Origin of the sequence: Pseudomonas capeferrum (assembly GCF_013523055.1) — a bacterium.
GTDB classification, from domain to species: domain Bacteria; phylum Pseudomonadota; class Gammaproteobacteria; order Pseudomonadales; family Pseudomonadaceae; genus Aquipseudomonas; species Aquipseudomonas capeferrum_A.
This window is the reverse complement of sequence record NZ_JAAMQM010000023.1, coordinates 26,262-49,484: the sequence shown is the minus strand read 5'-3', so window position 1 is coordinate 49,484 and position 23,223 is coordinate 26,262. Positions and strand designations below refer to the sequence as shown.

Sequence of the window (23,223 nt, the reverse complement as noted above, 5' to 3'; positions counted from 1 at the left end):
TAACGGATCGATTCCGAGGGACACGGCAGACCGCTACTACGCGCCGCCGCCGCTGTCGTGAGTTCGCCACCCGTCGAGGAGTCATCGGGTAGGTAGTGGGAACCTGTCAATTTTCTCCGACCCCGGCCGATATCGATTTCGACTGGTCCAGCCCTTTATCGAACGGCGCGATCTCCCTTTAGCATGGCTCAAGGTCTCGACACATGAACCTGAAGTTCCGCCACAAGATCCTCCTCAGTGCCTGCTCGGTCGTGGTATTGGCGTTTGCCTTGTTCACGCTGTACAACGATTACCTGCAGCGCAATACCATCGCCCAGAATATCGATTCCTCGCTACGCCAATCCGGCGCGCTGACCGCCAGCAGCGTGCAGAACTGGATGAGCGGACGCATCCTGGTCATGGAAAACCTTGCCCAGGACATCGCCCAGCAAGGGGCTGCTGGCGATACAGCGGCATTGATCGACCAACCCGCCTATACCCGCAACTTCCTGTTCACCTATTTCGGCCAGGCCGACGGCGTGTTCACCCAGCGCCCCGACAGTGCCATGCCCGAAGGTTACGACCCGCGTCAGCGCCCATGGTACAGCGCGGGGGTGTCCGCCAATCAGACCGTGTTGACCCCACCCTACCAAGGCGCGCTCGGGCAACTGATGGTGACGATCGCCATCCCGGTGAAGAGCAAGAATAACGGCACCCTGCTCGGCGTGGCAGGCGGCGACCTCAGCCTCGATACCCTGGCAACCATCATCGATGCGGTCGACTTCGGTGGCATCGGCCATGCCTTCATCGCCGACCGCAGCGGCCAGGTACTCGTCAGCCCGAACAAGGACCATCTCCTGAAGAACCTCAAGGACATCTTCCCAGGCAGCGATCTGCAGGTCACGGCAGGCATGCAGGAGGTGGCGAGCGAGGGGCAGGACCGCATCCTGTCCTTCGCCCCCGTCGATGGCCTGCCTTCGGCGCAGTGGTACATCGGCCTGTCCATCGACAAGGACAAGGCCTATGCCGCGCTCGGCCATTTCCGCACCTCGGCGATCATCGCAATGTTGATCGCCGTGGCCGCGATCGCCGGCCTGCTGGGCCTGCTGATCCCGGTACTGATGCGCCCGCTGACGACCATGGGCCGCGCCATGCGTGACATTGCCGAGGGCGAAGGCGATCTCACTCGCCGCCTGGCGGTCGAGCGCAAGGATGAGTTTGGCGAGCTCGCCGCTTCGTTCAACCGTTTTGTCGAGCGCATTCATGCGTCGATATCGGAAGTCTCCTCGGCCACGCGGCTGGTGCATGATCTCTCCGAGCGCGTGACGAGCGCTTCGAATGCCACGATCATCGGCTCGGAAGAACAGAGCATGCGCACCAACAGCGTCGCGGCGGCGATCAACCAGTTGGGCGCGGCCACCCAGGAGATCGCCCGCAATGCCGCCGATGCGTCGCAACATGCCAGTGGCGCCAGTGAGCAGGCCAATGACGGGCGTCAGGTGGTGGAACAGAGCATTCAGGCCATGACGGCCCTGTCGCTGAAGATCAGCGAGTCCTGCGAGCAGATCGAAGTGCTCAACGCCAGTACCGACGATATCGGCAAGATCCTCGACGTCATCAAGGGTATCTCCCAGCAGACCAACCTGCTGGCGCTCAACGCCGCCATCGAGGCAGCACGGGCCGGCGAGGCGGGCCGTGGTTTCGCCGTGGTTGCGGACGAGGTGCGCAACCTTGCCCACCGTACCCAGGAATCGGCGGAAGAGATTCATCGCATGATCACCAGCCTGCAGGTCGGCTCGCGCGAAGCGGTGCACAACATGAACGCCAGCCAGGTGTCGAGCGAGCAGAGCGTGCAGGTGGTCAACCGCGCCGGCGAGCGGCTGGCCAGCGTCACCCAGCGTATCGGCGAGATAGACGGCATGAACCAGTCGGTCGCCACGGCCACCGAGGAGCAGACCGCCGTGGTCGAAAGCCTCAACCTGGACATCACTCAGATCAATGCCCTCAACCAGCAAGGGGTGGAGAGCCTCAACGAGACCTTGGGCCATTGCGAAGCGCTTAGCCAGCAGGCGGGCCGGTTGAAGCAGTTGGTGGGCAGCTTCCGGATCTGATCAAAAGGCTTGCAGCGATCCACCTGGCGCCGTAGCAAGGGCTGCCATACTGGCAGCCCTTGAGCGTATATCGCGATTGGGCTGCCCTGTCGCACAGAGAGCATTTCTGAAGCCGCCGCCGTACCGGTGGGAGCGGGCTTGCCCGCGAAGAGGCTATCAGCCCCTAAAAAGAACTGAAACAAAGCACGTCAACAGTGCCACAGCGCTAAATAGCCAACTCGCAGTTATAACCTAATAACGAACAAGTCTATTTGGCTATAAAAAAATCTATATGCTGCTTGCATCCGATCACGGGCGTAGTTGGGCAGTCGAGTAGCGTATGGATGTAGGTTCTTTCGGTTTTACCATTGCTGGGTTGGTCGTAGGATTCATCGTCGGTATGACCGGCGTCGGTGGCGGTTCACTGATGACCCCTATTCTGCTCTGGTTCGGCATCAGTCCGGCCACGGCCGTCGGCACCGACCTGCTCTACGCGGCCATTACCAAGGCCAGCGGCGTCTGGGTACATGGGCGTAACAAGAACATCGACTGGAAGATCACCGGCCTGCTGAGCATGGGCAGTGTGCCGGCCGCGGCCCTGACCCTGTGGTTCCTCAGTACGCTGCATGCCGACACCTCGGCATTGAACGGGGTGATCAAGCAAGGCCTGGCCGTGGTGCTGATCCTGACCGCGCTGGCGATCCTGTTCAAATCGCGCCTGCAAGCGTTCGCCAGCCGTCACGCCGGCGACCATTACCACCTCGACGATCGAACCCTGAATATCCTCACCGTAGTGACGGGCGTGGTACTGGGCGTCATGGTAACTCTCACCTCTATCGGCGCGGGTGCGTTGGGTACCGTGGCCCTCTTCCTGCTCTATCCCTTCCTGGTCACCCGCCGCCTGATCGGCACCGAGATCGCGCATGCCGTACCGCTGACGTTGGTCGCCGGTCTCGGCCACGCAAGTATGGGCAACCTGGACTGGTCGCTGCTTGGCTACCTGCTGCTGGGTTCTTTGCCTGGTATCTATCTGGGCAGCCATCTTACCGGGCGCATTTCCGACAATGTCCTGCGGCCCTGCCTGGCGGCGATGCTACTGCTGATCGGCTACAAACTGGCGTTCTGAGCACCCCGCGTCCACAAGCGCTATCCCAAAGGCCTGAAAAGATCTAACCCACCCCAACGCGCGCGCTGTCCATCGGCGTCAACTGCACCCTCCACTGCCCCGCGTGGCTCAACTCCAGCTTCGCCAGGGGCAGAACGTCGATGCGATGGAAAGCGGTTGGAGGGCATTGCGCCACATGCAGCATTGCCGCCCGTAGCACGAACGGATGCGTCACCACCAGCCAGCGGCCAGGGGTCTTGAAGGCTTCCAGCCAGTTGCCGATCCGCTTGCACAGCGTGGCGATCGACTCGCCACCGTGGGGGTTGGCAGACAGATCCTGCTGCCAGGCCCGTAGACCTGCCGGATCCTGGGCTTGCAGCGCTTTCAGCGACATCCCGCTCCAGTGCCCCAGGTCGCAATCGTGCAACTCGTGCGACGACCAGGCGGACGTGGCGAACAGCGCCGCGGTTTCCCGAGCTCGACGCTCCGGCGCCGTTATCACGCAAATGGCAGGATCGGTGTAGAACTCCGGCCCAGGCTTGAGAATCGGGTCGTCTTCCAGATGAAAGCGACCGACTTTCTGTGCCAAGGTCTGGGCGTGACTGATCAGGGTCAGGCGAACCGCTTTCATGAGAAATTCCGGCGTAAGCACGCAGGCCGAGCGCGATCGGCGAGCAGCGCGAAGGTATATTCGCATTCGAATGCTTGTGACCCAGAAAAGGGTCAAACTGCCAGTAGGAAAAATCGCGCTCTCCCACTACATTCCTGTAGGATGCCAGGACTTCGAATCTGTCGCCATCTTGGTGCTCCTCTCATCCTGCCAGCAGATACCACCTGAATGCCGTCAGCGTTGTCCTCTCCCGCTTTCCCTTTGCTTCAAGCCTTGCGTCAAGGCACCGCGTCCTTGCACAAGCGACTGGAAGCACGAATGCCATTCTTCAGCGCCGGTTTCGACTTGCCGGCCTACCGCCACCTGCTCATGGCCTACCATGGCTTCCATGCTCCGCTGGAGCGTCAACTCGCGGCGCATCTGCCCGCGCTCGATCATGCCCGTCGTGCCAAGACACCTGCGCTGACCCAGGATCTGCGAGCCCTCGGCCTCTCGCCTGGTGAAATCGATGCGCTGCCATGCTGCCAGGCCTTGCCGGAGGTGACGGATGAAGCGACTGCGCTTGGCGTGATGTATGTGCTGGAAGGCTCCACCTTGGGCGGGCAAGTGCTCAAGCGGGCCTTGGCCGAGCGCCTGGGCATCGACCACGACTCTGGGGGAGCTTTCCTGGATGTCTATGGCACCGAGACCGGAACGCTCTGGCGCGGTTTCCTGCATTTTCTCGAGTGCTACCCCGCCTCGCCTGTGCAACAGGCCAATACGGTACGGGCGGCGATCGATACATTCACTTGTTTCGAGCAATGGCTCGAGGCGCGGGAGGTGCTGCTGTGATGAGTAATGATGACGAGATGTTCGAGCAGCTTCTGGCCAACTGTGCCAACGAGCCTATTCAGTACCCTGCCGCGATCCAGCCTCATGGCGTGCTGATGACCTTGAGCGAGCCCGGCCTGGAAATTCTCCAGATCAGCGCCAATGTCGAGGCGTTGCTGGGCGTGGCAGTTCAGCAGGTGCTGGGCAAGCCGCTTACCGCTCTGCTCGGCACCTGCCTGGCCGATCAGGTACGCCGGCTGGTCGAGCAAGAACTGGCCGACGAGTTGCAGCCGCTGGACATGAAGATCAACGGCCAAGCCTTCGAAGGTTTCATGCACCGCCACCAGGGGCTGTTGATCTTCGAACTGGAGCTGCTGGCCCATGGCAACCGCGACCCACACAGCCACCTCAACCGGTTGCTGCAACGCCTGCAAGCCACGCGCGACCTGGATGCGCTATACGACCTGAGCGTGCGCGAAGTCCAGGCGCTGACGGGTTATGACCGGGTGCTCATCTATCGTTTCGAGGAGGATGGGCATGGCCAGGTGATCGCCGAAGCGTCGTCACCTGGCATGGAGCTGTTCAAGGACCTGCACTTCCCGGCGTCCGACATTCCCGCCCAGGCACGCCAGCTGTACCTGAACAATTGGTTGCGCATCATTCCCGACGCCGACTACACCCCGGTGCCCATCGTGCCTGCGCTGCGCCCCGACAGTGACGGCCCGCTCGACCTCAGCTTCGCGAGCTTGCGCAGCGTTTCACCGATCCACTGCCAGTACATGCAGAACATGGGCGTCTTGTCGTCCATGAGCATTTCGTTGATCAGCGATGGCCGCCTGTGGGGCCTGATCAGCTGTGGCAACCGCTCGCCCTTGCACGTGCCCAGCAGCCTGCGCAGCGCTTGCAAGACCATCGGCCAGATCCTGTCGTTGCAGATCAATGCGATGGAAGCCCTGCAGCTCTCGGCCCAGCGTGATGCCAAGCTCGATACCCTGGCCAAGCTGGGCCAGGTCATGCACGACAGTCAAGGCACGGTGTTCGATGGCCTGTCCGAAAATGCGCCTCTCTTGATGAGCCTGGTAGATGCCAGCGGCGTGGCGATCATCGAGGATGAGCGACTGCGCACCGCCGGACTGTGCCCGGAACCGGAACAGATCCGTGAGTTGCACCAGTGGATACAGGAACAAGGCATGCCGGTATTCTCCAGCGACTGTCTCGGCAGCCTGTTTGCTCCGGCCACGCAGTACCGCACCCTGGCCAGTGGCGTGCTCGCCTTTACCCTGCCCAAACCGATCACCAACGGCATCCTGTGGTTCCGCCCCGAGGTCAAGGAAACGCTCAACTGGAGCGGCGACCCGCGCAAGCCATTGCACATGGAGCAGTCCGGCACCGGCCTGCGACTGCGTCCACGCACGTCCTTCGAGCTGTGGAAGGTCGAGATGGAAGGTATTTCCCGCAAATGGCAGCACGGCGATCACTTCGCCGCCAACGACCTGCGCCGCTCGGCCCTGGAGATCGACCTCAGCCATCAGGTCATCAAGGAGCAGGCCGCCGTGCGCGCCCGTGACGAACTGGTCGCGGTGGTTTCGCATGACTTGCGCAACCCCATGACCGTGATCTCCATGCTCTGCGGCATGCTGCAGAAATCCTTCAGCGGCGATAGCACCAATGCCTCACGGCGGATCACCACGGCCCTGAGTACCATGCAACAGGCCACCAGCCGGATGAACGTGTTGCTCGACGACCTGCTGGACACCTCGAAGATCGAAGCCGGGCGCTACACGATCCTGCCCAGGGCGCTGAACGTCACCCACATGTTCGAGGAAGCCTATACCTTGCTGGCGCCACTGGCGTCGGGCAAGTCGATCGAGCTGACCTTCGAGGCGGCACCGAGCCTGCAGATTCACGCCGACCCCGAGCGGCTGTTCCAGGTACTCTCCAATCTGGTAGGCAACGCGATCAAGTTCACCGACACGGGCGGCAAGGTCACCGTAGAGGCGACGGCCGACGGTGCCTATATCGCCTTCAGTGTCCGCGATAACGGCAAGGGAATTCCCGCCAACCAATTGCCCCACGTGTTCGACCGCTACTGGACGGCCCGCGAGGGCAACCCGAACGGCACAGGGCTGGGCCTTTACATCACTCACGGCATCATCAAGGCGCACGGCGGCACGATCGGGGCACGGAGCGAGCCAGGACAGGGCAGTGAATTCCGCTTTACGGTCCCGTGCGCTGTCGAGTCCATGGACTGCGCATGAAGGAGCGGGTCCGGTGCCCAGTTGCCCTTGTGGCCACTAGGGAATCACCACCCGCCCTTCCCGTCCCGCTTCCCGATAGTTCGCTTCCAGCACCTCGGCCAGGCACCGCTTGGCCTCGTCTTCGCCGTGAATGAGACGGATCTCCTTCGGCCATTCCCGCATACGGGTCACGAAGCCCACGAGGTCCGCCTGGTCGGCATGAGCCGAATAGCCACCCACGCTATCGATGCCGGCCCGGATGTCGACGCGGCAGCCGTCCAGGACCACGAAGCCTCCTTGCGGCCCATAGGTCTGGATATCTCGCCCCGGCGTACCCTGGCCTTGATAGCCGACGAAAACGACATTGTGCCGACTGTCGCCGAGCAAGGCTTTCAGGTAGTTGACGATCCGTCCGCCCGAGCACATGCCGTTTCCCGCGATGACGATGGCAGGACGCGCGCTTTCAGCGAGGTGATCCACGATACGCGCATGTTCGTCGTGGCTGTCGACGGTAATGAGCTGCTTGAAGGACAGCGGCTTGCGCCCTGTTTCGACACGGGTCTGGGCGTCTTCGTCCCAGAAGTCTTGCAGCTCCTTGTACGTCCTGGTAAATCGGCTTGCCAGCGGCGAGTCGAGGATGATCGGTATCTGTGGCCAGTCGATGCCCGGCGCGCTGTCATTGTCCGGCATGGGCGCAGCGGCAGGCGCATCCGACGCCTGACATGTCTCGTGGAGGATTTCCTCCAGCTCGTACAGCAGCTCTTGTGTGCGGCCAATGCTGAAAGAGGGAATCAGCACCGTCCCCTGATCGGCCAGCGCACGTTCGATCGCCGCCTGCAGACGCGTTCGACGGTGCATGCGGTCTTCGTGCCGACGGTCACCGTAGGTGCTTTCCAATATAAGAAGATCCGCGCGTTCGGGGGGCACCAGGTCAGGCAGGATCGGCGAATGGGGCGCTCCCAGATCGCCACTGAAGACGATGCGCTCGCTCGCGGATCCACGACCTTGCAGCTCCAGCTCCACATAAGCCGAACCCAAGACATGGCCCGCGGGCTGCAGGCGCACCTTGCAATCCATCCCGTCAGACTCATGCAGGGTGAACCAGTTACCATAGGGCAAGGCGATGATGCGCTGTTCCACGATCGTCAGGTAGCGCTCCAACTGCTCCTGATCACGGCTGATGGACAGGCGGTATGCATCCTCCAGCACGATAGGCAACAGCCGCGCCGAGGGTTCGCTGCACAGGATAGGCCCTTCGAAGCCCGCCGCCAGCAAGTTCGGGATACGCCCGACATGATCGATGTGGACATGAGTGACGATCAGGGCCTTGATGCCTTCGATGGAAAAGTCCAGGGCCAACGCCTCGTCGTCCCCTTCCTTCTCGTCTACCCCCTGAAACTGACCACAATCGATCAGTACGCTGGCATCGTCATCCATCCAGAATTGATGGCACGACCCGGTAACGCCTTCACGTGCTCCGTGGTGCATGAGTTTGGCATGCTTCATCAGCTTTCCTTTGCGCGAGGCATCTGCGTTGATGAGGGTGAGGGACGCTCGGCAGCATGCCCCTGAAGCAGCTTTGGCAACGGGGCGCGGGCGCTAGTTTCGTCGGGAACGACCGCTGCCCAAGCGCAAGCCGGTTCCGGGCTATCTGGCAAGCCCGGAGAATCAATGTCGGTTAGTTGAGGAAAACTCTCGATTTTCACTTATCTTGCAGCTCTCGAATCCTCTGTGAAGTTGATGGCCTCGTCGCGGGGCAAGCCCGCTCGCCACTGGTTCGCGGTGCTGCGAAGATAGAATCCCAGTGGCGAGCGGGCTTGCCCCGCGACGAGGCCATCAACTTCACAAAAGACTTCTGACTGGCGGTGGTCCGGGTGGCCAGCCCCCTCAGCGGGGTGGGGATACCGCAGTACTGCGACTCCAGTCGATCAGCAGGCTGTAGGCGACCGCCAGCAAGGTCGGACCGATGAACAGACCGATGAAGCCGAAAGCGATCAGGCCGCCAAAGACTCCCAGCAGCACGATCACCAACGGCAGGTTGCCGCCGCGGCTTATCAGGTAAGGCTTGAGCACGTTATCCACGCCGCTGATGACGAACGTGCCCCAGATCCCGAGGAAGATCGCCATGCCGTAATGCTCCTGCCAGACCAGCCAGGCGGTGGCGGGCACCCAGGCCAGCGGCGGCCCCATGGGAATCAGGCTGAGCATGAACGTCACCATGCCCAGCACCAGAGCGCCGGGCACGCCCGCGATGAGGAAGCCGATCAGTGCCAGCAGGCCCTGGGCTGCGGCGGTGCCGATCACTCCGTTGACGACTCTCTGCACCGTGGCGGCTACCAGGTCCAGATAGTAACCGGCCCGCTCCCCGATCAATCGTTGCAGCAGGCGCAGGACGAAGGCTTCCAGACGGGGCCCGTCGCGATAGAAGAAGAAGACGAAGACCAGGCTCAGGGCAAGCTCCAGGATGCCGCCGCCAATTTGCGCGCTGCGTGCCAGCAACCAGTTGCCGACCTGCCCCAGGTAAGGCTTGGCCGAGGCCAGGAGCGCTGCCCCCTGCTGGTCGAGCGTGCTCCACATGGCTACCAGCCGCGGACCCAGCAATGGCACGTCGGCCAGCCAGTCCGGCGCATCGGGCAGGCCATCGACCTGGACGTCGCGGACGAACGCCGTGGCATCACGGATATGATCGGCGAGGTTGAATCCCAGCCAGACCAGCGGCAAGACTACCAGCAGCATCCACAGGCCCGTCAACAAGGCCGCGGCCAGACTCTCCCGACCGCCGAGAAGACGCGTCAGCAGGCGCATCAGTGGCCAGCTGGCGAACGCCAGGATCGCCCCCCAGAGCAGCGCCGAGATGAACGGCGCCATGACCCACAAGCCGGCGCCCAGCAACGCCAGCAACAGGATCTGGATCAGTAAGCGATCATTATTGACCATCAAGGGTTTCACTCAACGGATCAGTTCCAGGTGCAGGCCGTCGGTTGCCGCATTGCCCACCTCCAGGCGCGCACTGCGCACGCCGGCCGCGACCAGTTGTTCGCGCCAGCGCTCGGCTTCGGAGCCACTGAGGGTAGCTCGCAGGGTACTGTCCAGGTTCAGGCTGCGCCCGAGCAGCGCTACCCAGGCAGGCTGCGGCGCAGTCAAGTCAGGGTAGTCGAGCACGCCGGTGTCGCGCAGTTGATGGAGTACCGTGGCAGGCGTCGGCAGCAATTCGCCCAGCGGCGCGGCGGCCACGAATTCCTCTACATGCAGGTACGCGCGCCTGTTGCCCCGCGTGACGCTGTAGAGTGACACCAGAGTATTGGACTCTTCGGCCGAACGGCGCAGAAGAATGAAGGCCTGTTGCTCGTCACCGCCGTTGAGACGGGCGTTGTTGAACACCTCGTTGCCCCACAGGCTGGCCTCGCCGCAGTCACGCCCCTGGCACCAGAACAGCGGATAGCCGCCTTCGGCCTGCAAGGCCTCGCGAGCGGTGTTGAAAGCTTCGCGAGCGGTCCTCTCAGGTGGCAGCTCGTAGGTGACCGACCTGACCAGGCCACGACTCTCGACCTTGTTGTCCACCCGCAAGCGGCCGCTGATCTTGCGCAGCCCACCCAGCGGATAGACCCGCTCCTGCTCCAGCGCGGGGCGTTCGTCGACGACCTTGGCGTCGATCGGCACCGGCAGGCTGCCGGCCCACAACAGCGGGCTGGCCAGGCAAAGCCAGGCGGCAAGTGTGCATTTTACGAGAAGCGGCGTATTCATCGCCCAACCCCGCTGATTGAAGTGGCGATGATGAAGTTCCGATAGTCTGGCATATGCATGGTTGTCTCCCTGTTCAACCTGCCAAGCCTCGGCACTTGCCCCCCGCAAGTCAAGAAAAGCCAAGGAAGCGATTGAAACAGTCTGCAACAAGGGCCGCGCCTTGCTCGTCGTTCAAGTGCAGGTGATGACCTCCCGGCAACCTCACCTGCTCAAAGGGTAGCCGTTCCAGCAAGGGTTTGCGCCGCGCCAGCATGCCTTCCTCCGCCACGACCAGACAGGTCGGGCAACGCACCCGTTCAACGAAGGCCATGGCCTGGTTCTGGCTCAGGCGCATGGGCGATGGCAGCGTCAGCCGACTGTCGCTGAGCCAGCTGTAGCCACCGGCGACCGGCATGAGGCCGCGTTGCGCCAACAGCTCCGCGGCCTCTCGGCTGACCGCGACCATGCCGTTCATGCGTGCGTTCACGCCTTCCTCCTGCGTGGCATAGACGGTCTTGCGCTTGCCCTGCTGACGCAACTGCGCTTGTAGCGCCAGGCCCAGTCGTTCGGCGGCATCCTGCTCGGAACCGGTAGGTGGCACCAGGCCATCGATCAATGCCAGGTGGCTGACGCGGTCAGGGAGCGCGCTGGCCAGCTGCACGGAAATGATCGCGCCCAGGGAGTGCCCGAGCAGGGCAAAGCGCTGCCAACCAAGCTGTTCGGCAGCGCACAGGACATCATGGGCGTAATCGGCCAGGGCGTAACCCGCGCCGCGTGGTCGATGGCCGGAATAACCATGGCCGGCCAAGTCCAGGGCGACGATACGCAAGCCACGCAGGCGCGGAGCCAAGCGGGCGAAGCTGTTGGCATTGTCCAGCCAGCCATGTAGAGCGATTACCGGAAGGCCATCGGAGGGGCCGAACAGGTGTGCGGCCAGTTCGATGTGCCCCAGGTCCAGGCGGATCTCCTCCACCTGCGCGCTCATGCCCGGCCCCAGCGATCGACCAGCCCCTTGATCAGGCTGGCGGTGTCGTTCGGGCGCTCGAGCGGGAACATGTGACCGCCTGGCACACGATGGTACTCACCGCGCGGGATACAGCGCACGGCGTTGCCATGTCGGCGCCCGACCACCCCGCTCAAGCGCCCGCCCACCATCGCCACGGGCACTTGCAACCGGTTCAGCAGGCCAGGACTGACGTGAGGCACGCTGCGGTAGATGCTGATCTCGGTAGCGGGGTCGAAACACAGCCGCAGACCGTCTTCGGTCGGCTGCAGGCCATGTTCGAGATAGGCTTCCAGACAATCCGGATCGAAATGCCGGAACAGGTTTCTGGCGGCGAAGTAGTTGCGCGCGCTGTCTCGGTCCGGGAAAGCTTCCCGTCGGCCCAACGTCCGACCGGCCGGAGTGATGCGATCGATGAAGCCCAGACTCTTGGCCATGCGGATCAGCCATTGATCCGTGCGGGTAAGTACCGGTGAGTCGAGCATGACCACGCCTCGATACAGATGCGGACAGCGCAGGGCCGCATGCAGGTGCAGCACCCCTCCCAGAGAGTGGCCGACGCCCCAGACAGGCGTGCCGTGCCGGCTCAGGTGGTGAAGCAGCTCGTCGACCAGGCTGCTCCAGTTGTCATTGACTGGAAACCGCGGATCATGGGCATGCTGTGCGAGGTGCCGGACTTCGTAGTCCGGCGCCAATGCGTCGAACAGCTTGCCATAGGTGGCGGAAGGAAAGCCGTTGGCATGGGCGAAGAAGATCTGCTGCGACATGGCCGCTGGTCCGCTCGGGAAGTGATGACCCCATTGTCGACAAGGTCTGGCGCGGCAGCAACCTTCGGTTGAGTCAAGGCCAAGGGCGATCCGGTCATTCACACGTCGCCGAAGTCGATCAGGGAACGGCGCAGGGAAGCCTGCATGCAAGCGATCTGGTATTCCAGGGCCTGGCGCGCCAGGGACCGGTCATTGCGGTCCAGGGCCAATCGACGCAGTGCCAGGCAACTGCTCTGCAGCAAATGCGACATGCGAATGTTCGCGAGGCGCAGTTGCTCCAGGTCGCATTGCCCTTCGAACTTGCGCACGAGCTGGTCGAACTTGGCTTCGGCGCAGTCCTGAAGCACTCGATATTCGGCGAAGTCCAGGGCTTCGTCGTTGTGCAGCTTGCGCAAGGTGAGTTGTAAGTCCAGGGAGCGGGAGAGTTCCAGGTGTCGAATGTTCATCGTCGCTTGTCCTTGGGCTTTGCTCTGCATTGGCTCAGGACGCTACCAAGGACCGAGAGACGGCGACAACTGACAAAAATAACAGGTCCGGTATCCTCTGCCAGAAGAGCGCATGGCAGCTCGCAACGAGTTGAACGCCCGATGGATTGGTGGAGGTCATTTCCCCGACGCTTCTGAAAATCCAATGGCTGACTCGCGGCCGTGCCGCCAAGCAGAGCGGGAGCATGGCCCGGAAAAACCGCCCCTGCCCCCGCTCGAATCACTCCTGACTCTCGCTCATTGTCTTCCGATACATCTCGATAAACGGCGCCTCCGCAGGATCGATCCGGTCCATGCCCGCCGCAATCCGATGCCAGTACGGGTACTGGGGCGCCATCCGGGTTGCCCGCTCGATCTGATCCAGGTCTTCCTGCCCGAGCACCAGCTCCACCGCCTTCAGATTGTCCTGCAGCTGCTCTTCCGAGCGCCCGGCGGTGATCACGCTGGTGATCCCTGGCCGATCCTTGAGCCAGGCCAGGCAAACCCTGGAGGGAGAACAGCCATGTCGCTCACCGACCTGGATCAGGGTTTCGATGATGTCGTAGGCGCGTTCCCGATCATGCACGTAGGGTTCCGGCCAGTCATTGCCCTGGCGGGTGCCGGGCGGCGCCTTGTGGCCGCGGCGTACCTTGCCGGTCAACAACCCCTCGCCCAACGGCCCCCAGACCAGCGTCGCGAAGCCCTGGTCCAGCGCCATCGGCAGCAGCTCGTACTCGGCCTCGCGGGATTCCGGCGTGTAGTAGATCTGCTGGGAGACCGGCTGCTGCCAACCGTTCAGGCGCGCGCTACCGAGCGTCTTCATCATCTGCCAGGCGGTATAGTTGGACGTCCCGAAATAACGGATCTTGCCACTCTGCACCAGGTGATCCAACGCGGCGAGGGTTTCTTCGACGGGCGTGACGCCATCCCAGTTGTGGATCTGGTACAAGTCGATGCGATCGGTACCGAGCCGCTTGAGGCTGGCCTCGCAGGCACGGATCAGGTGATAGCGCGAGGCACCGCTGTCATTGGGGTTCTCGCTCATCGGGCTGCGCGCCTTCGACGCCAGGATGATCGAGTCGCGCCGTTCGCCGAGCGCCTTGCCGACGATCTCCTCGGCCAGGCCATGGGAGTACAGGTCGGCGGTATCGATCAGATTCACCCCGACGTCGAACGCCAGGTCGAACATCCGAGTCGCCTGGGCGACATCCACGCTGCCTGTCTTCTCGAATGACCCACGACCGCCAAACGGAACGGACCCCACGACCAGCTCGGAAACGAGCAGACCGGTATTGCCGAGCGCACGATACTTCATTGAAACCTCCTTGATGCGTTGAGACTCGAGAGCGACGCTCCAAGGGATGTCGTCGCCCTCCAAGTACCGACGGCGCGGGGAGGTGAAACGTTCAAGTGGATCTGGAATGTGAGGATTTCTTCATCTCGCCGAAGGGTATCGACGATGCTCAGCCAGGGTGATGGAGCCCGCACAAGGTCATGAGCCCCGCCAAGGGCCACTCGCCTTCCAGTTCCGCGAGGCTCGCCGTGTGCATGGCCGCCGGTTGCTGGCCATGGCCATGTTCGAGCATTCCTACCAGCGCCCCTACCAGAGGCTGGTGACTGACCAACAGCACATGCTCCAGGCCAAGCCGGTCCAGCTCGCTGATCACCTTCTGTACGTCGCTTTCCGGCGTCAGCCAAGGCACGGTGCGTACCGTCTCGCCGAAGCCCAGGGCCTCGCGCACCAAGGTCGCGGTCTGCTGGGCACGCACGTAGGGACTGGCGATGATTGCCTGCAAGGGCTGCGCGAGCAGGCGAGCGGCGCTGCGCAGTACCTGCTCTCGCCCGTGGCCGGTCAGACGTCGCTCAGCGTCGCTGTTGGCTCGCGACTCGGCCTCGCCATGGCGCAGGATCCACAGCTTCATGGTTTTGGCGCCTCGTCGCGCACCGGGTGCGGTGCCGGAGCGACCGAGTGCGGCGTCTCGCCTTCCGGGGCTCGCGGTGCCGGCCAGTCAGCGAACGGCCAGGGTTTCTGGTCGCTGTGAAAGGTGCCGAAACGGCCGATCTGGGCAAGAAACTGGCTAAGGCTGTCACCTAAGTTCATAAGGCTGGCGCTCGGCGCGCCATAGACCAGTCGATAGACCAGTTGCACCAGTACCAGGCCCGCCAGGAGCAGCTCGGCCAATTGCCACACCACCAGGAAGACCAGCATCCACAGTGCCCGCAGGATGAGGGATTCGCGCCGGGCGCTTTCGGGGGACTCGTTCATGTAGTGCTCCTGTATCAGTTGAAACCACTGGTGGAGATGAAATCGACATCGGTCTTGGGTTCGGCGCGCATCAGCAACTCGATGACCTGGTCCAGGGTGCGCCCCTCGAAGAGGATGGCATGCAGACCCGCGACCAACGGCATGTAGACCTGTACCTCCTGAGCCTTGGCCTTGAGCACCTTGATGGTATTGACCCCTTCGGCCACCTCGCCCAGGCGATTGACCGCTTCGTCGAGACTCAGCCCCTCGCCCAGGGCGTGACCGACCTGATAATTTCGACTCTTGGGCGAAGAGCAGGTGACGATCAGGTCGCCAACACCGGCAAGGCCCAGGAAGGTCATGGGGTTGGCCCCCTGGCTCACGGCGAAGCGGGTCATCTCGGCCAGGGCGCGAGTGATCAGCATGCTTTTGGTGTTCTCGCCCATGCCCAAGGCCGCCGCCAGGCCCGCGATGATGGCGTAGACGTTCTTCAGCGCGCCGCCGAGCTCCACGCCGAAGCGGTCGTTACTGGCATAGACGCGGAAAGTACGACCGTGCAATACCGCCTGCACGCGCTGGCACAGTTCCTCGTCTTCGCTGGCTACCACGGTGGCGGTCAGCGCATGCTCGGCGATCTCGCGAGCCAGGTTCGGCCCGGACAACACACCGATACGGGCCTCGGGCGCGATTTCCTCGATAATCTGGCTCATCAGCTTGAAGCTCTGTGCCTCGATCCCCTTGGTCAGGCTGACCAGGCACTTGCCGCGCAGCAGCTCGGCATGGGGCGCCAGCACGCTGCGCAAGGCACTTGATGGCAAGGCGACGAATACCAGATCGCACGCCTGCAGGGTGGCCAGGAGGTCGGTGACCGGCTCGATGCCTGGCTGCAGTTTGATGCCCTTGAGGTAACGCGGGTTTTCGCGATGGACGCGCATGGATTCGGCCTGCGCCGCATCGCGCATCCATTGCCGGACCGGCACGCCGTTTTCCGCCAGCAGATTCGCCACGGCGGTCCCGAAGCTCCCGCCACCCAGAACCGCAACAGGTTGCTGTCCAGTCATATTCAATCCGTTCAAACCATTAATAAGAGGCAACCAAGGCATTATACGGAGCACATGCGTCAGAACCAGTGCCAGAGCGTGTATTGATCGGCGGTCGTCCACTGGCAAAAGCCACGTGGTCGGTTAACATGCCTGATTCATCCCCGATACAAGGCCGCGCCGTGCTCTCTGGTCCGCCACCTGTCCCGCGCTTGCTGTTATTGACCGTCCTGATCGGCGGCCCGGCCCTGGCCGATGATCTGTTCATCGACGATCAGACCCTGCCGCAGATTCTGACCGCTACGCGACTGAAACAGTCCCCGGCCGCCGTGCCAGGGAGCATGACGGTGCTCGATCGCCAGTTGATTCGCGCCAGCGGCGCGCGCGATATTCCGGAGCTGCTGCGCCTGGTACCGGGGATGATGATCGGCTACGGCGCCGGCAACCAGCCGACGGCCAATTATCACGGCAGCAACGTCAGTGATGCTCGACGCATGCAAGTGTTGATCGATGGCCGCTCCGTGTACCGGGCAGGCCTGGCCACGGTGGACTGGAGCGATATCCCGGTGGCCATGGAGGACATCGAGCGCATCGAGGTATTTCGCGGCCCCAATACCGTCAGCTATGGCGCCAATGCGCTGATGGCGGTCGTCAACATCCTGACCCGGAGCCCTGCCGATAGCCACGGCACACGCCTGAAGGTCACTCGTGGCGAGGACGGTATCAATGACTGGTACGCCAGCCAGGGGCTGGGCTGGGAAGGAGGCGACCTGCGCCTGTCGATGTCGGGCATGGGAGATGACGGCTTCGACCATGACCAGTACGGACAGGACTACCGGGACAGTCGCCGCCTGACACGCTTCAACATCAGCGCCAGCCATACCCTGGCGCCGGACCAGACCTTGGAGTGGCAGCTGGCGGCCAAGGAAGGCAGCAATCAGCGCCCATACACCTATCAGCCGGTATTCCCGTTCGTGACCGCCGCGGGCAACAACGCAGACGTCAATGCCAAGGATTATGCGGGCTCGGTGCGCTGGAACATCGACCTGAACCCTGAGCACAGCCTGTACGTGCAGGCCTCGGCGCAGCACTTCGAGCGCGAGCAGGTCTGGCGGGCCTGCGACGCGGCCCTGTCCTTCAGCCCGGAATTGACCCGACTATGGCAGCTCAAACCGGACTTCGCCGAGCAGGTGGCGCGGGGGATCAACGCTCCACCCAACAGCAGCGACCCTGTGCACCAGGCTTTGCGCGATCAGGTCAAGAACCAGTGGGACAACCTGGGCGGCAACCAGGTGGTGTGCGGTGACGTCGACCAGAGCACCCGCGAATCGCGCCTGGACCTGGAGGTCCAGGACACCCTCAGCCTGAGCGACAGCCTGCGCCTGCTCAGCGGTATGAACTACCGCTATGACCGCGCCGACTCGCAGACCTATTTCAACGGCAGCCTGGACGATCAGACCTGGCGCCTGTTCGGCCAGCTGGAATGGCGCGCCAACGAGCACTGGATCCTGCAGGGCGGAGCGATGTTCGAAAACACTCGCCTGGCCGGCAACTCTCTGACGCCGCGGTTAGCGGTCAACTACCTGATCACCCCACGACACGGGCTGCGCGCCGTGTATTCCGAAGCGGTGCGCTCACCGGACATGTTCGAGAACAATGTCAACTGGAGCTACCGGGTCAACAACCTCGATCCGAGCGCCTTCGGCCAGCGGAACGCCGAATACTTCGTCAAGACCCGCGGCCCGGGCGATCTCGACCAGGAGCGCATGCGCTCGCGCGAGCTGGGTTACAACGGCTATTTCGGCGCTCTGGACCTGACCCTGGACATCAAGCTGTTTCATGATGAGATCAGCGGCATGATCAGCGAGCCGTTGCGCAACAATCAGTACATCGCCAGCAATGCCAACAAGGCCCGCTTCAGCGGCAGCGAGGCGCAGGTGGACTGGCATCCCACCGCCGACGACCGCTTGCGCCTGACCTACGCCTATGTCGACGCCTGGGCCAGCAACCCCGACGACCGTCGCCTGAGCGCGCGCAACAGCGGCTCGGTCGGCTGGATGCGCGAGTGGGGCAAGGGTTGGTCCAGTGCGCTGTTCTACTATGGTGACGATGCGCTCAATCAGTATCGCTACGAGCGGCTGGACATGCGCCTGGCCAAGCTCTTGCGCTGGCAAGGCAGCAATGTCCGGCTGTCGGCCTTGTGGCAGCAGCGGCTGGACGATGAGCCCACCACCCTCGAGCAGAACCGCTACGACAGCCGTCATCGCCTGAGCGTCAGCGCGGAGCTGGAGTTCTGATGCTGCGCGTGCTGCATTGCCTGATCGTATTCTTTCTATGGCCGCTAGGCACGCTGTCCGCTCATGAAGTCCTGCTGGTCGCTGGCAAGGACGAACCCGGTATTCGCAGCTTTCTCACTGCGCTGGAAACGCGGCGCACGCACGATCACATACAGTTCAGGACAGTGGCGCAGATGCCGCCCCCGGGGCAGGTGCAGGCCGATACCCGCCTGGTACTGCTTGACGATGACGCGCTTTCCTGGCGCCTGAGCCAGGCCGCAGGGCCCGCGGCGCTCGCTTTGCGAGTCAGCCGTGTTCAGGCCCAGCAGCGCCTAGGGGCAACGCGCCCCGCCTATCTGAGCCTGTTGTGGAGCGATCCGCCCCTGATACGTCAGCTGCGCTTGACTCGCTATCTGCTGCCCCAGGCACGTCGCGTCGGGGTGCTGTATGGCGAGCAGAGTCGCTTCTTGCTCGATGAGTTGCGCCAGGCGGCGCGCTCGCTGGATCTAGAGCTGGTTGCCCATGATTGGCCCGACCCTCGCGACAGTCGTCCATTGCAACGCCTGCTGGGTAACGCTGACGTGCTGCTGGGCCTGGACGACCCGCAGCTCTACAACTCCAAGACCGCCAAGAATGTCTTGCTCAGCAGTTACGCCCGACAGATGGCGCTGATAGGTCCCAATGCAGGCTTCGTTCGCGCCGGGGCCCTCGCCAGCACCTACAGCGACCAGGAGGACTGGCTGGCGGTGCTCGACCATCTGCTCGACCAAGCGCCCGGGCAATGGCCACGGAGCCTTTATCCTGAGCACTTCGGTGTCAGCGGCAACCAGCAGGTAGCCCGCGCCCTGGGGCTAGAGCCGATCAACCCGGCCGCCGCGGCCCTGGTGCTGGCCAAAGGAGAACGCCGTCCATGATCAAGCGCCTGAGCTGGGACATCCATACCCGCACCCAGATCATCAGCCTTGGTCCTGCGTTACTGCTGACATTGCTGCTGATCAGCTTCTTTACCTTCGTGCGAATCCAGGACTTGCGCCAGGAACTGAACCACACCGGCCAACTGATCGCGAGCCAGCTGGCGCCCGCCTCCGAATACGGGGTGATTTCCGGCAACAATGAAGTCCTCGAAAGCCTGATGCGCGCTACCCTGAGTATTCCTCACGTACGCTTTCTCGAGGTCCAGGACAGTCGCAACCGCATCCTCGTGTATGTCGAACAGCCTGGCGAGAGCGCCAATCGAGCCCAGCGGGTGGAGGTCTTCCAAGCACCGATCCGCCTCCAGCAGATTCGTCTGGACAGTGACTTCCTGGGTCAGGGCAGGACGCCGCTGCCCAGGGTAGGCGACGACTACCTGGGACGGGTGGTCGTCGGCATGTCCGATGACGCCTTCAGTGAACGCCAGCAGGAGATCGTCATCAAGGCTGGCATCCTCGCACTGTTCGCCCTGCTCTTCACTTTCCTCCTGGCGCGACGCCTGGCCATGAGTCTGGCCAAGCCGATCAGCGAGATGGGGCATGCGGTCGAAGCCATCCAGCAAGGCGAGTTCAACGCACCCCTGCCGGTATTCGACGACACCGAACTGGGCAACCTCGCGCACCACATCAACAACCTTGCCAGCGCTCTCGATCAAGCCAGCCGAGAACAGCAACAAGCCATGGCCGAGTCGATCCAGGCCCGCGAGGAAGCCGAACAGGCCAACCGGGCCAAGTCCGAATTCCTGGCAATGATGAGCCACGAACTGCGCACACCGATGAACGGTGTGATGGGCATGCTGCAGCTGCTCGAAACCACAGCGCTGAGCGGCGAGCAGGCCGAATACACCGCAGTGGCCACCGAGTCCACCAGCCATCTGCTCAAGGTGATCAACGACATCCTCGACTTCTCGCGTATCGAGCGCACCGCGCTGGAGCTGGAGCACATCGACTTCGACCTGGTCGCCCTGATCGCCAACAGCGTGCAATCCTTCCAGCACAACGCCCAGCAGCGTCGACTCGAACTGCGCCTGCAGTTGCCCGCCACCGCCGAGCAACTGCAGGTAACGGGTGATCCGACACGGATCCGCCAGATCCTGCTGAACCTGATCGGCAATGCGCTGAAATTCACCGAACGCGGCGAAGTGGAAGTCCAGGCACGGTGGCAAGTGCTCGACCAGCAACCGATCTGGTTCACCTGCGCGGTCCGCGACACCGGTATCGGTATCGACAGCAATCGGCTGGAGACCATGTTCCTGGCGTTCCAGCAGGCCGATAGCTCGATTTCGCGACGGTACGGCGGAACAGGCCTGGGGTTGTCGATCGCGCGAACGCTGGCCGAGCGTATGGGCGGTCAGTTGCGCGGGGAAAGCCGCGAGGGGATGGGCTCGACCTTTACCTTGGAAATCCCGCTGACACTGGCCAGTGCTCCCGCTACGCTGCTTACGCACGACCCATCGTCGGGCACCGTGGGAGGCGACGGTCGACACGTGCTGCTCGTGGAGGACAACCCAGTAAACCAGACTGTGATCGAAGCGATGCTACGCAGCCTGGGCTTCGACGTCAGTGTTGCCGTCGATGGTGCCCAGGCCGTGGAGCACGTGGCCGGACAGTCCTTCGCAGCCGTGTTGATGGATTGCCGCCTGCCGCATGTCGATGGCTACGAGGCTACGCGCCGTATTCGCCTGCTGCCCGAAGGCGCGCAGTTACCGATCATCGCCCTGACCGCCAATGCCTTGCAGGGCGACCGAGAGCGCTGCCTGCTCGCCGGCATGGATGACTACCTGAGCAAACCCTTCAAACGCGCCGAACTGCAACGGATCCTGCAGCGTTGGGTATCGGGCCGAACTGCTGCGACTGGCGATAAATGCTAAAGTGCGGCAGTCTTAAATACTGGACAGGACCTTCATCCGGTCGGAAAATACCCCTTTCAGTGCACACCTGTACTTCTTTGCCAGGTGCGCTGTGACTTTCACTACAACGCAATAGTCTACCTGTAGGCTACCGCCCCGTGCTCAAGCGCTCTGGGTCGGTCGGGAAGATTGCCCCCTGCCACATGGGGATTATTGAGGAGCTCGCATGACCAAACAAAACGCCTTTACCCGGGAAGACCTGCTGCGCTGCAGTCGCGGTGAGCTGTTCGGCCAAGGTAATGCGCAATTGCCCGCCCCGAACATGCTGATGGTCGATCGCATCACCCATATCAGCCAGGAAGGCGGCAAGTACGGCAAGGGTGAGTTGGTCGCCGAGCTGGATATCAATCCTGACCTGTGGTTCTTCGCCTGCCACTTCGAAGGCGATCCGGTGATGCCGGGCTGCCTGGGCCTCGACGCCATGTGGCAGCTGGTCGGTTTCTTCCTGGGCTGGCAGGGCCTGCCGGGCCGTGGGCGCGCGTTGGGTTCGGGCGAGGTGAAATTCTTCGGCCAGGTCTTGCCAACGGCCAAGAAGGTCACTTACAACATTCATATCAAGCGCGTCCTCAAAGGCAAGCTGAACATGGCCATCGCCGATGGCTCGGTCAGCGTCGACGGTCGCGAGATCTACACCGCCGAAGGCTTGAGAGTCGGCGTGTTCACCTCCACTGAAAATTTCTAAGGGTTATACGCATGCGCCGCGTCGTTATCACTGGTCTGGGCATCGTATCGTGCCTGGGCAATGACAAAGAGACCGTCACCGAAAACCTGCGCAAGGGCCGTCCGGGCATCCGCTATAACCCGGAATACAAGGAAATGGGGCTGCGTAGTCAGGTTTCCGGTTCCATCGACCTCAACCTCGAAGAGCTCATCGACCGCAAGGTCTACCGCTTCGTCGGTCACGCCGCTGCCTACGCCTACCTGGCGATGCAGGACGCGATCAAGGACTCGGGCCTGACGGAAGACCAGGTATCCAACCCGCGTACCGGCCTGGTGGCCGGCTCCGGCGGTGCCTCGACCCTGAACCAGATGGAAGCGCTGGACATCCTGCGCGAGAAAGGCGTCAAGCGCGTCGGCCCCTATCGTGTAACCCGCACCATGGGTAGTACCGTTTCGGCATGCCTGGCCACTCCATTCAAGATCAAGGGCATCAACTACTCGATCTCGTCGGCATGCGCGACCAGCGCCCACTGCATCGGTACTGCCATGGAGCAGATCCAGCTGGGCAAGCAGGATATCGTCTTCGCTGGTGGCGGCGAAGAAGAGCACTGGAGCCAATCGTTCCTGTTCGACGCCATGGGCGCCCTGTCCAGCCAGTACAACGACACGCCGGAAAAAGCTTCTCGCGCCTACGACGCTCAGCGTGATGGCTTCGTCATCGCTGGCGGCGGCGGCATGGTCGTGGTCGAGGAACTCGAGCATGCCCTGGCTCGTGGCGCGAAGATCTACGCCGAAATCGTCGGCTATGGCGCGACCTCCGATGGTTACGACATGGTGGCGCCAAGCGGCGAAGGCGCCGTGCGCTGCATGCAGATGGCCCTGGCCACCGTCGACACCCCGGTGGACTACCTGAACACCCACGGCACCTCGACTCCAGTAGGCGATGTCGCGGAGATGAAAGGCGTTCGCGAAGTGTTCGGCGACAAGGCCCCGGCCATCAGCTCGACCAAGAGCCTGTCGGGTCACTCGCTGGGCGCCGCCGGTGTGCACGAGGCGATCTACTGCCTGCTGATGATGGAGAACAACTTCATCGCGGGCTCCGCCAACATCGACGAACTGGACCCTGCCGTTGCCGATTTGCCGGTGCAGCTGCAGACCCAGGAAAACGCCAAGGTCGATACGGTGATGAGCAACAGCTTCGGCTTTGGTGGCACCAACGCCACGCTGGTGCTCAAGCGCTGGCAAGGCAAGTAATTGCTGCAATAACAAAAACGCCCCGACTGGTTCGGGGCGTTTTTCATTCCAGGCGCAGAGGCTTCGCTAGCGTGTATCA

General features: G+C 62.7%; 20 protein-coding genes and 1 pseudogene. 10 read left to right on the top strand and 11 right to left on the bottom strand.

Going from position 1 to position 23,223, the window contains the following annotated elements; genetic code table 11:
• Positions 1 to 203 precede the first annotated feature (203 nt).
• The 3 genes and pseudogenes from G7009_RS28270 to G7009_RS22700 all read left to right on the top strand — a co-directional run.
• Positions 204 to 1,235 (top strand): annotated as a pseudogene (locus G7009_RS28270) (cache domain-containing protein); the annotation flags it as partial.
• Positions 1,236 to 1,349: 114 nt separating this feature from the next.
• On the top strand, positions 1,350 to 2,090 hold the full coding sequence (locus tag G7009_RS28265; protein ID WP_375139567.1) for a methyl-accepting chemotaxis protein: 741 nt from the start codon (positions 1,350 to 1,352) through the stop codon (positions 2,088 to 2,090).
• A gap of 319 nt (positions 2,091 to 2,409) precedes the next feature.
• Entirely contained in the window at positions 2,410 to 3,195 is a 786-nt protein-coding gene (locus tag G7009_RS22700; protein WP_181132343.1) for a sulfite exporter TauE/SafE family protein, read from the top strand.
• Positions 3,196 to 3,238: 43 nt separating this feature from the next.
• Here the strand turns inward: G7009_RS22700 and G7009_RS22695 are convergent, their stop codons facing one another.
• Complete coding sequence (locus G7009_RS22695; RefSeq protein ID WP_181132342.1) at positions 3,239 to 3,805, bottom strand: histidine phosphatase family protein; 567 nt, start codon at positions 3,803 to 3,805, stop codon at positions 3,239 to 3,241.
• A 207-nt stretch (positions 3,806 to 4,012) separates the two neighbouring features.
• Here G7009_RS22695 and G7009_RS22690 point away from each other — a divergent pair, with 207 nt between their 5' ends.
• Positions 4,013 to 4,615, top strand: coding sequence for a biliverdin-producing heme oxygenase (locus G7009_RS22690; protein WP_181132341.1), 603 nt, complete (start codon positions 4,013 to 4,015; stop codon positions 4,613 to 4,615).
• Complete coding sequence (locus G7009_RS22685; protein ID WP_181132340.1) at positions 4,615 to 6,852, top strand: ATP-binding protein; 2,238 nt, start codon at positions 4,615 to 4,617, stop codon at positions 6,850 to 6,852. The genes G7009_RS22690 and G7009_RS22685 overlap by 1 nt, the downstream gene beginning before the upstream one ends.
• Before the next feature lie 36 nt (positions 6,853 to 6,888).
• Here the strand turns inward: G7009_RS22685 and G7009_RS22680 are convergent, their stop codons facing one another.
• The 10 genes from G7009_RS22680 to G7009_RS22635 form a co-directional block, all read right to left on the bottom strand.
• Positions 6,889 to 8,337 carry an MBL fold metallo-hydrolase gene (locus tag G7009_RS22680; RefSeq protein WP_181132339.1) on the bottom strand — a complete coding sequence of 483 codons (1,449 nt, stop codon included), beginning with the start codon at positions 8,335 to 8,337 and terminating at the stop codon, positions 6,889 to 6,891.
• A gap of 381 nt (positions 8,338 to 8,718) precedes the next feature.
• On the bottom strand, positions 8,719 to 9,768 hold the full coding sequence (locus G7009_RS22675; RefSeq protein ID WP_181132338.1) for an AI-2E family transporter: 1,050 nt from the start codon (positions 9,766 to 9,768) through the stop codon (positions 8,719 to 8,721).
• Positions 9,769 to 9,780: 12 nt separating this feature from the next.
• Complete coding sequence (locus tag G7009_RS22670) at positions 9,781 to 10,575, bottom strand: DUF4892 domain-containing protein (protein ID WP_181132337.1); 795 nt, start codon at positions 10,573 to 10,575, stop codon at positions 9,781 to 9,783.
• A 109-nt stretch (positions 10,576 to 10,684) separates the two neighbouring features.
• Entirely contained in the window at positions 10,685 to 11,539 is an 855-nt protein-coding gene (locus G7009_RS22665) for an alpha/beta hydrolase (protein WP_181132336.1), read from the bottom strand.
• Positions 11,536 to 12,324 carry an alpha/beta fold hydrolase gene (locus G7009_RS22660; RefSeq protein ID WP_181132335.1) on the bottom strand — a complete coding sequence of 263 codons (789 nt, stop codon included), beginning with the start codon at positions 12,322 to 12,324 and terminating at the stop codon, positions 11,536 to 11,538. The genes G7009_RS22665 and G7009_RS22660 overlap by 4 nt, the downstream gene beginning before the upstream one ends.
• A gap of 98 nt (positions 12,325 to 12,422) precedes the next feature.
• Complete coding sequence (locus G7009_RS22655; RefSeq protein WP_181132334.1) at positions 12,423 to 12,770, bottom strand: hypothetical protein; 348 nt, start codon at positions 12,768 to 12,770, stop codon at positions 12,423 to 12,425.
• 259 nt (positions 12,771 to 13,029) lie between these two features.
• Complete coding sequence (locus tag G7009_RS22650) at positions 13,030 to 14,103, bottom strand: aldo/keto reductase (RefSeq protein ID WP_181132333.1); 1,074 nt, start codon at positions 14,101 to 14,103, stop codon at positions 13,030 to 13,032.
• A 148-nt stretch (positions 14,104 to 14,251) separates the two neighbouring features.
• Positions 14,252 to 14,710 carry a phosphohistidine phosphatase SixA gene (sixA, locus tag G7009_RS22645; protein WP_181132332.1) on the bottom strand — a complete coding sequence of 153 codons (459 nt, stop codon included), beginning with the start codon at positions 14,708 to 14,710 and terminating at the stop codon, positions 14,252 to 14,254.
• On the bottom strand, positions 14,707 to 15,054 hold the full coding sequence (locus G7009_RS22640; RefSeq protein ID WP_181132331.1) for a DUF4389 domain-containing protein: 348 nt from the start codon (positions 15,052 to 15,054) through the stop codon (positions 14,707 to 14,709). The genes sixA and G7009_RS22640 overlap by 4 nt, the downstream gene beginning before the upstream one ends.
• A gap of 14 nt (positions 15,055 to 15,068) precedes the next feature.
• The gene (locus G7009_RS22635) at positions 15,069 to 16,094 is read right to left on the bottom strand and encodes an NAD(P)H-dependent glycerol-3-phosphate dehydrogenase (RefSeq protein WP_181132330.1); all 1,026 of its coding nucleotides are present in this window, start codon (positions 16,092 to 16,094) and stop codon (positions 15,069 to 15,071) included.
• Between the two features lie 128 nt (positions 16,095 to 16,222).
• Between G7009_RS22635 and G7009_RS22630 the strand changes: the two genes are divergently transcribed.
• The 5 genes from G7009_RS22630 (at position 16,223) to fabB (ending at position 23,144) form a co-directional block, all read left to right on the top strand.
• Positions 16,223 to 18,370: a TonB-dependent receptor plug domain-containing protein gene (locus G7009_RS22630; RefSeq protein WP_181132329.1), complete on the top strand. Its 2,148-nt coding sequence runs from the start codon at positions 16,223 to 16,225 to the stop codon at positions 18,368 to 18,370.
• Positions 18,370 to 19,263, top strand: a complete 894-nt coding sequence (locus G7009_RS22625; RefSeq protein ID WP_181132328.1) for an ABC transporter substrate-binding protein — start codon at positions 18,370 to 18,372, stop codon at positions 19,261 to 19,263. Before G7009_RS22630 ends, G7009_RS22625 begins: the two co-directional genes overlap by 1 nt.
• On the top strand, positions 19,260 to 21,191 hold the full coding sequence (locus G7009_RS22620; protein WP_181132327.1) for an ATP-binding protein: 1,932 nt from the start codon (positions 19,260 to 19,262) through the stop codon (positions 21,189 to 21,191). Before G7009_RS22625 ends, G7009_RS22620 begins: the two co-directional genes overlap by 4 nt.
• Positions 21,192 to 21,396: 205 nt before the next feature.
• Entirely contained in the window at positions 21,397 to 21,912 is a 516-nt protein-coding gene (fabA, locus tag G7009_RS22615; RefSeq protein WP_181132326.1) for a 3-hydroxyacyl-[acyl-carrier-protein] dehydratase FabA, read from the top strand.
• An 11-nt stretch (positions 21,913 to 21,923) separates the two neighbouring features.
• Entirely contained in the window at positions 21,924 to 23,144 is a 1,221-nt protein-coding gene (fabB, locus tag G7009_RS22610; protein ID WP_181132325.1) for a beta-ketoacyl-ACP synthase I, read from the top strand.
• Positions 23,145 to 23,223 lie beyond the last annotated feature (79 nt).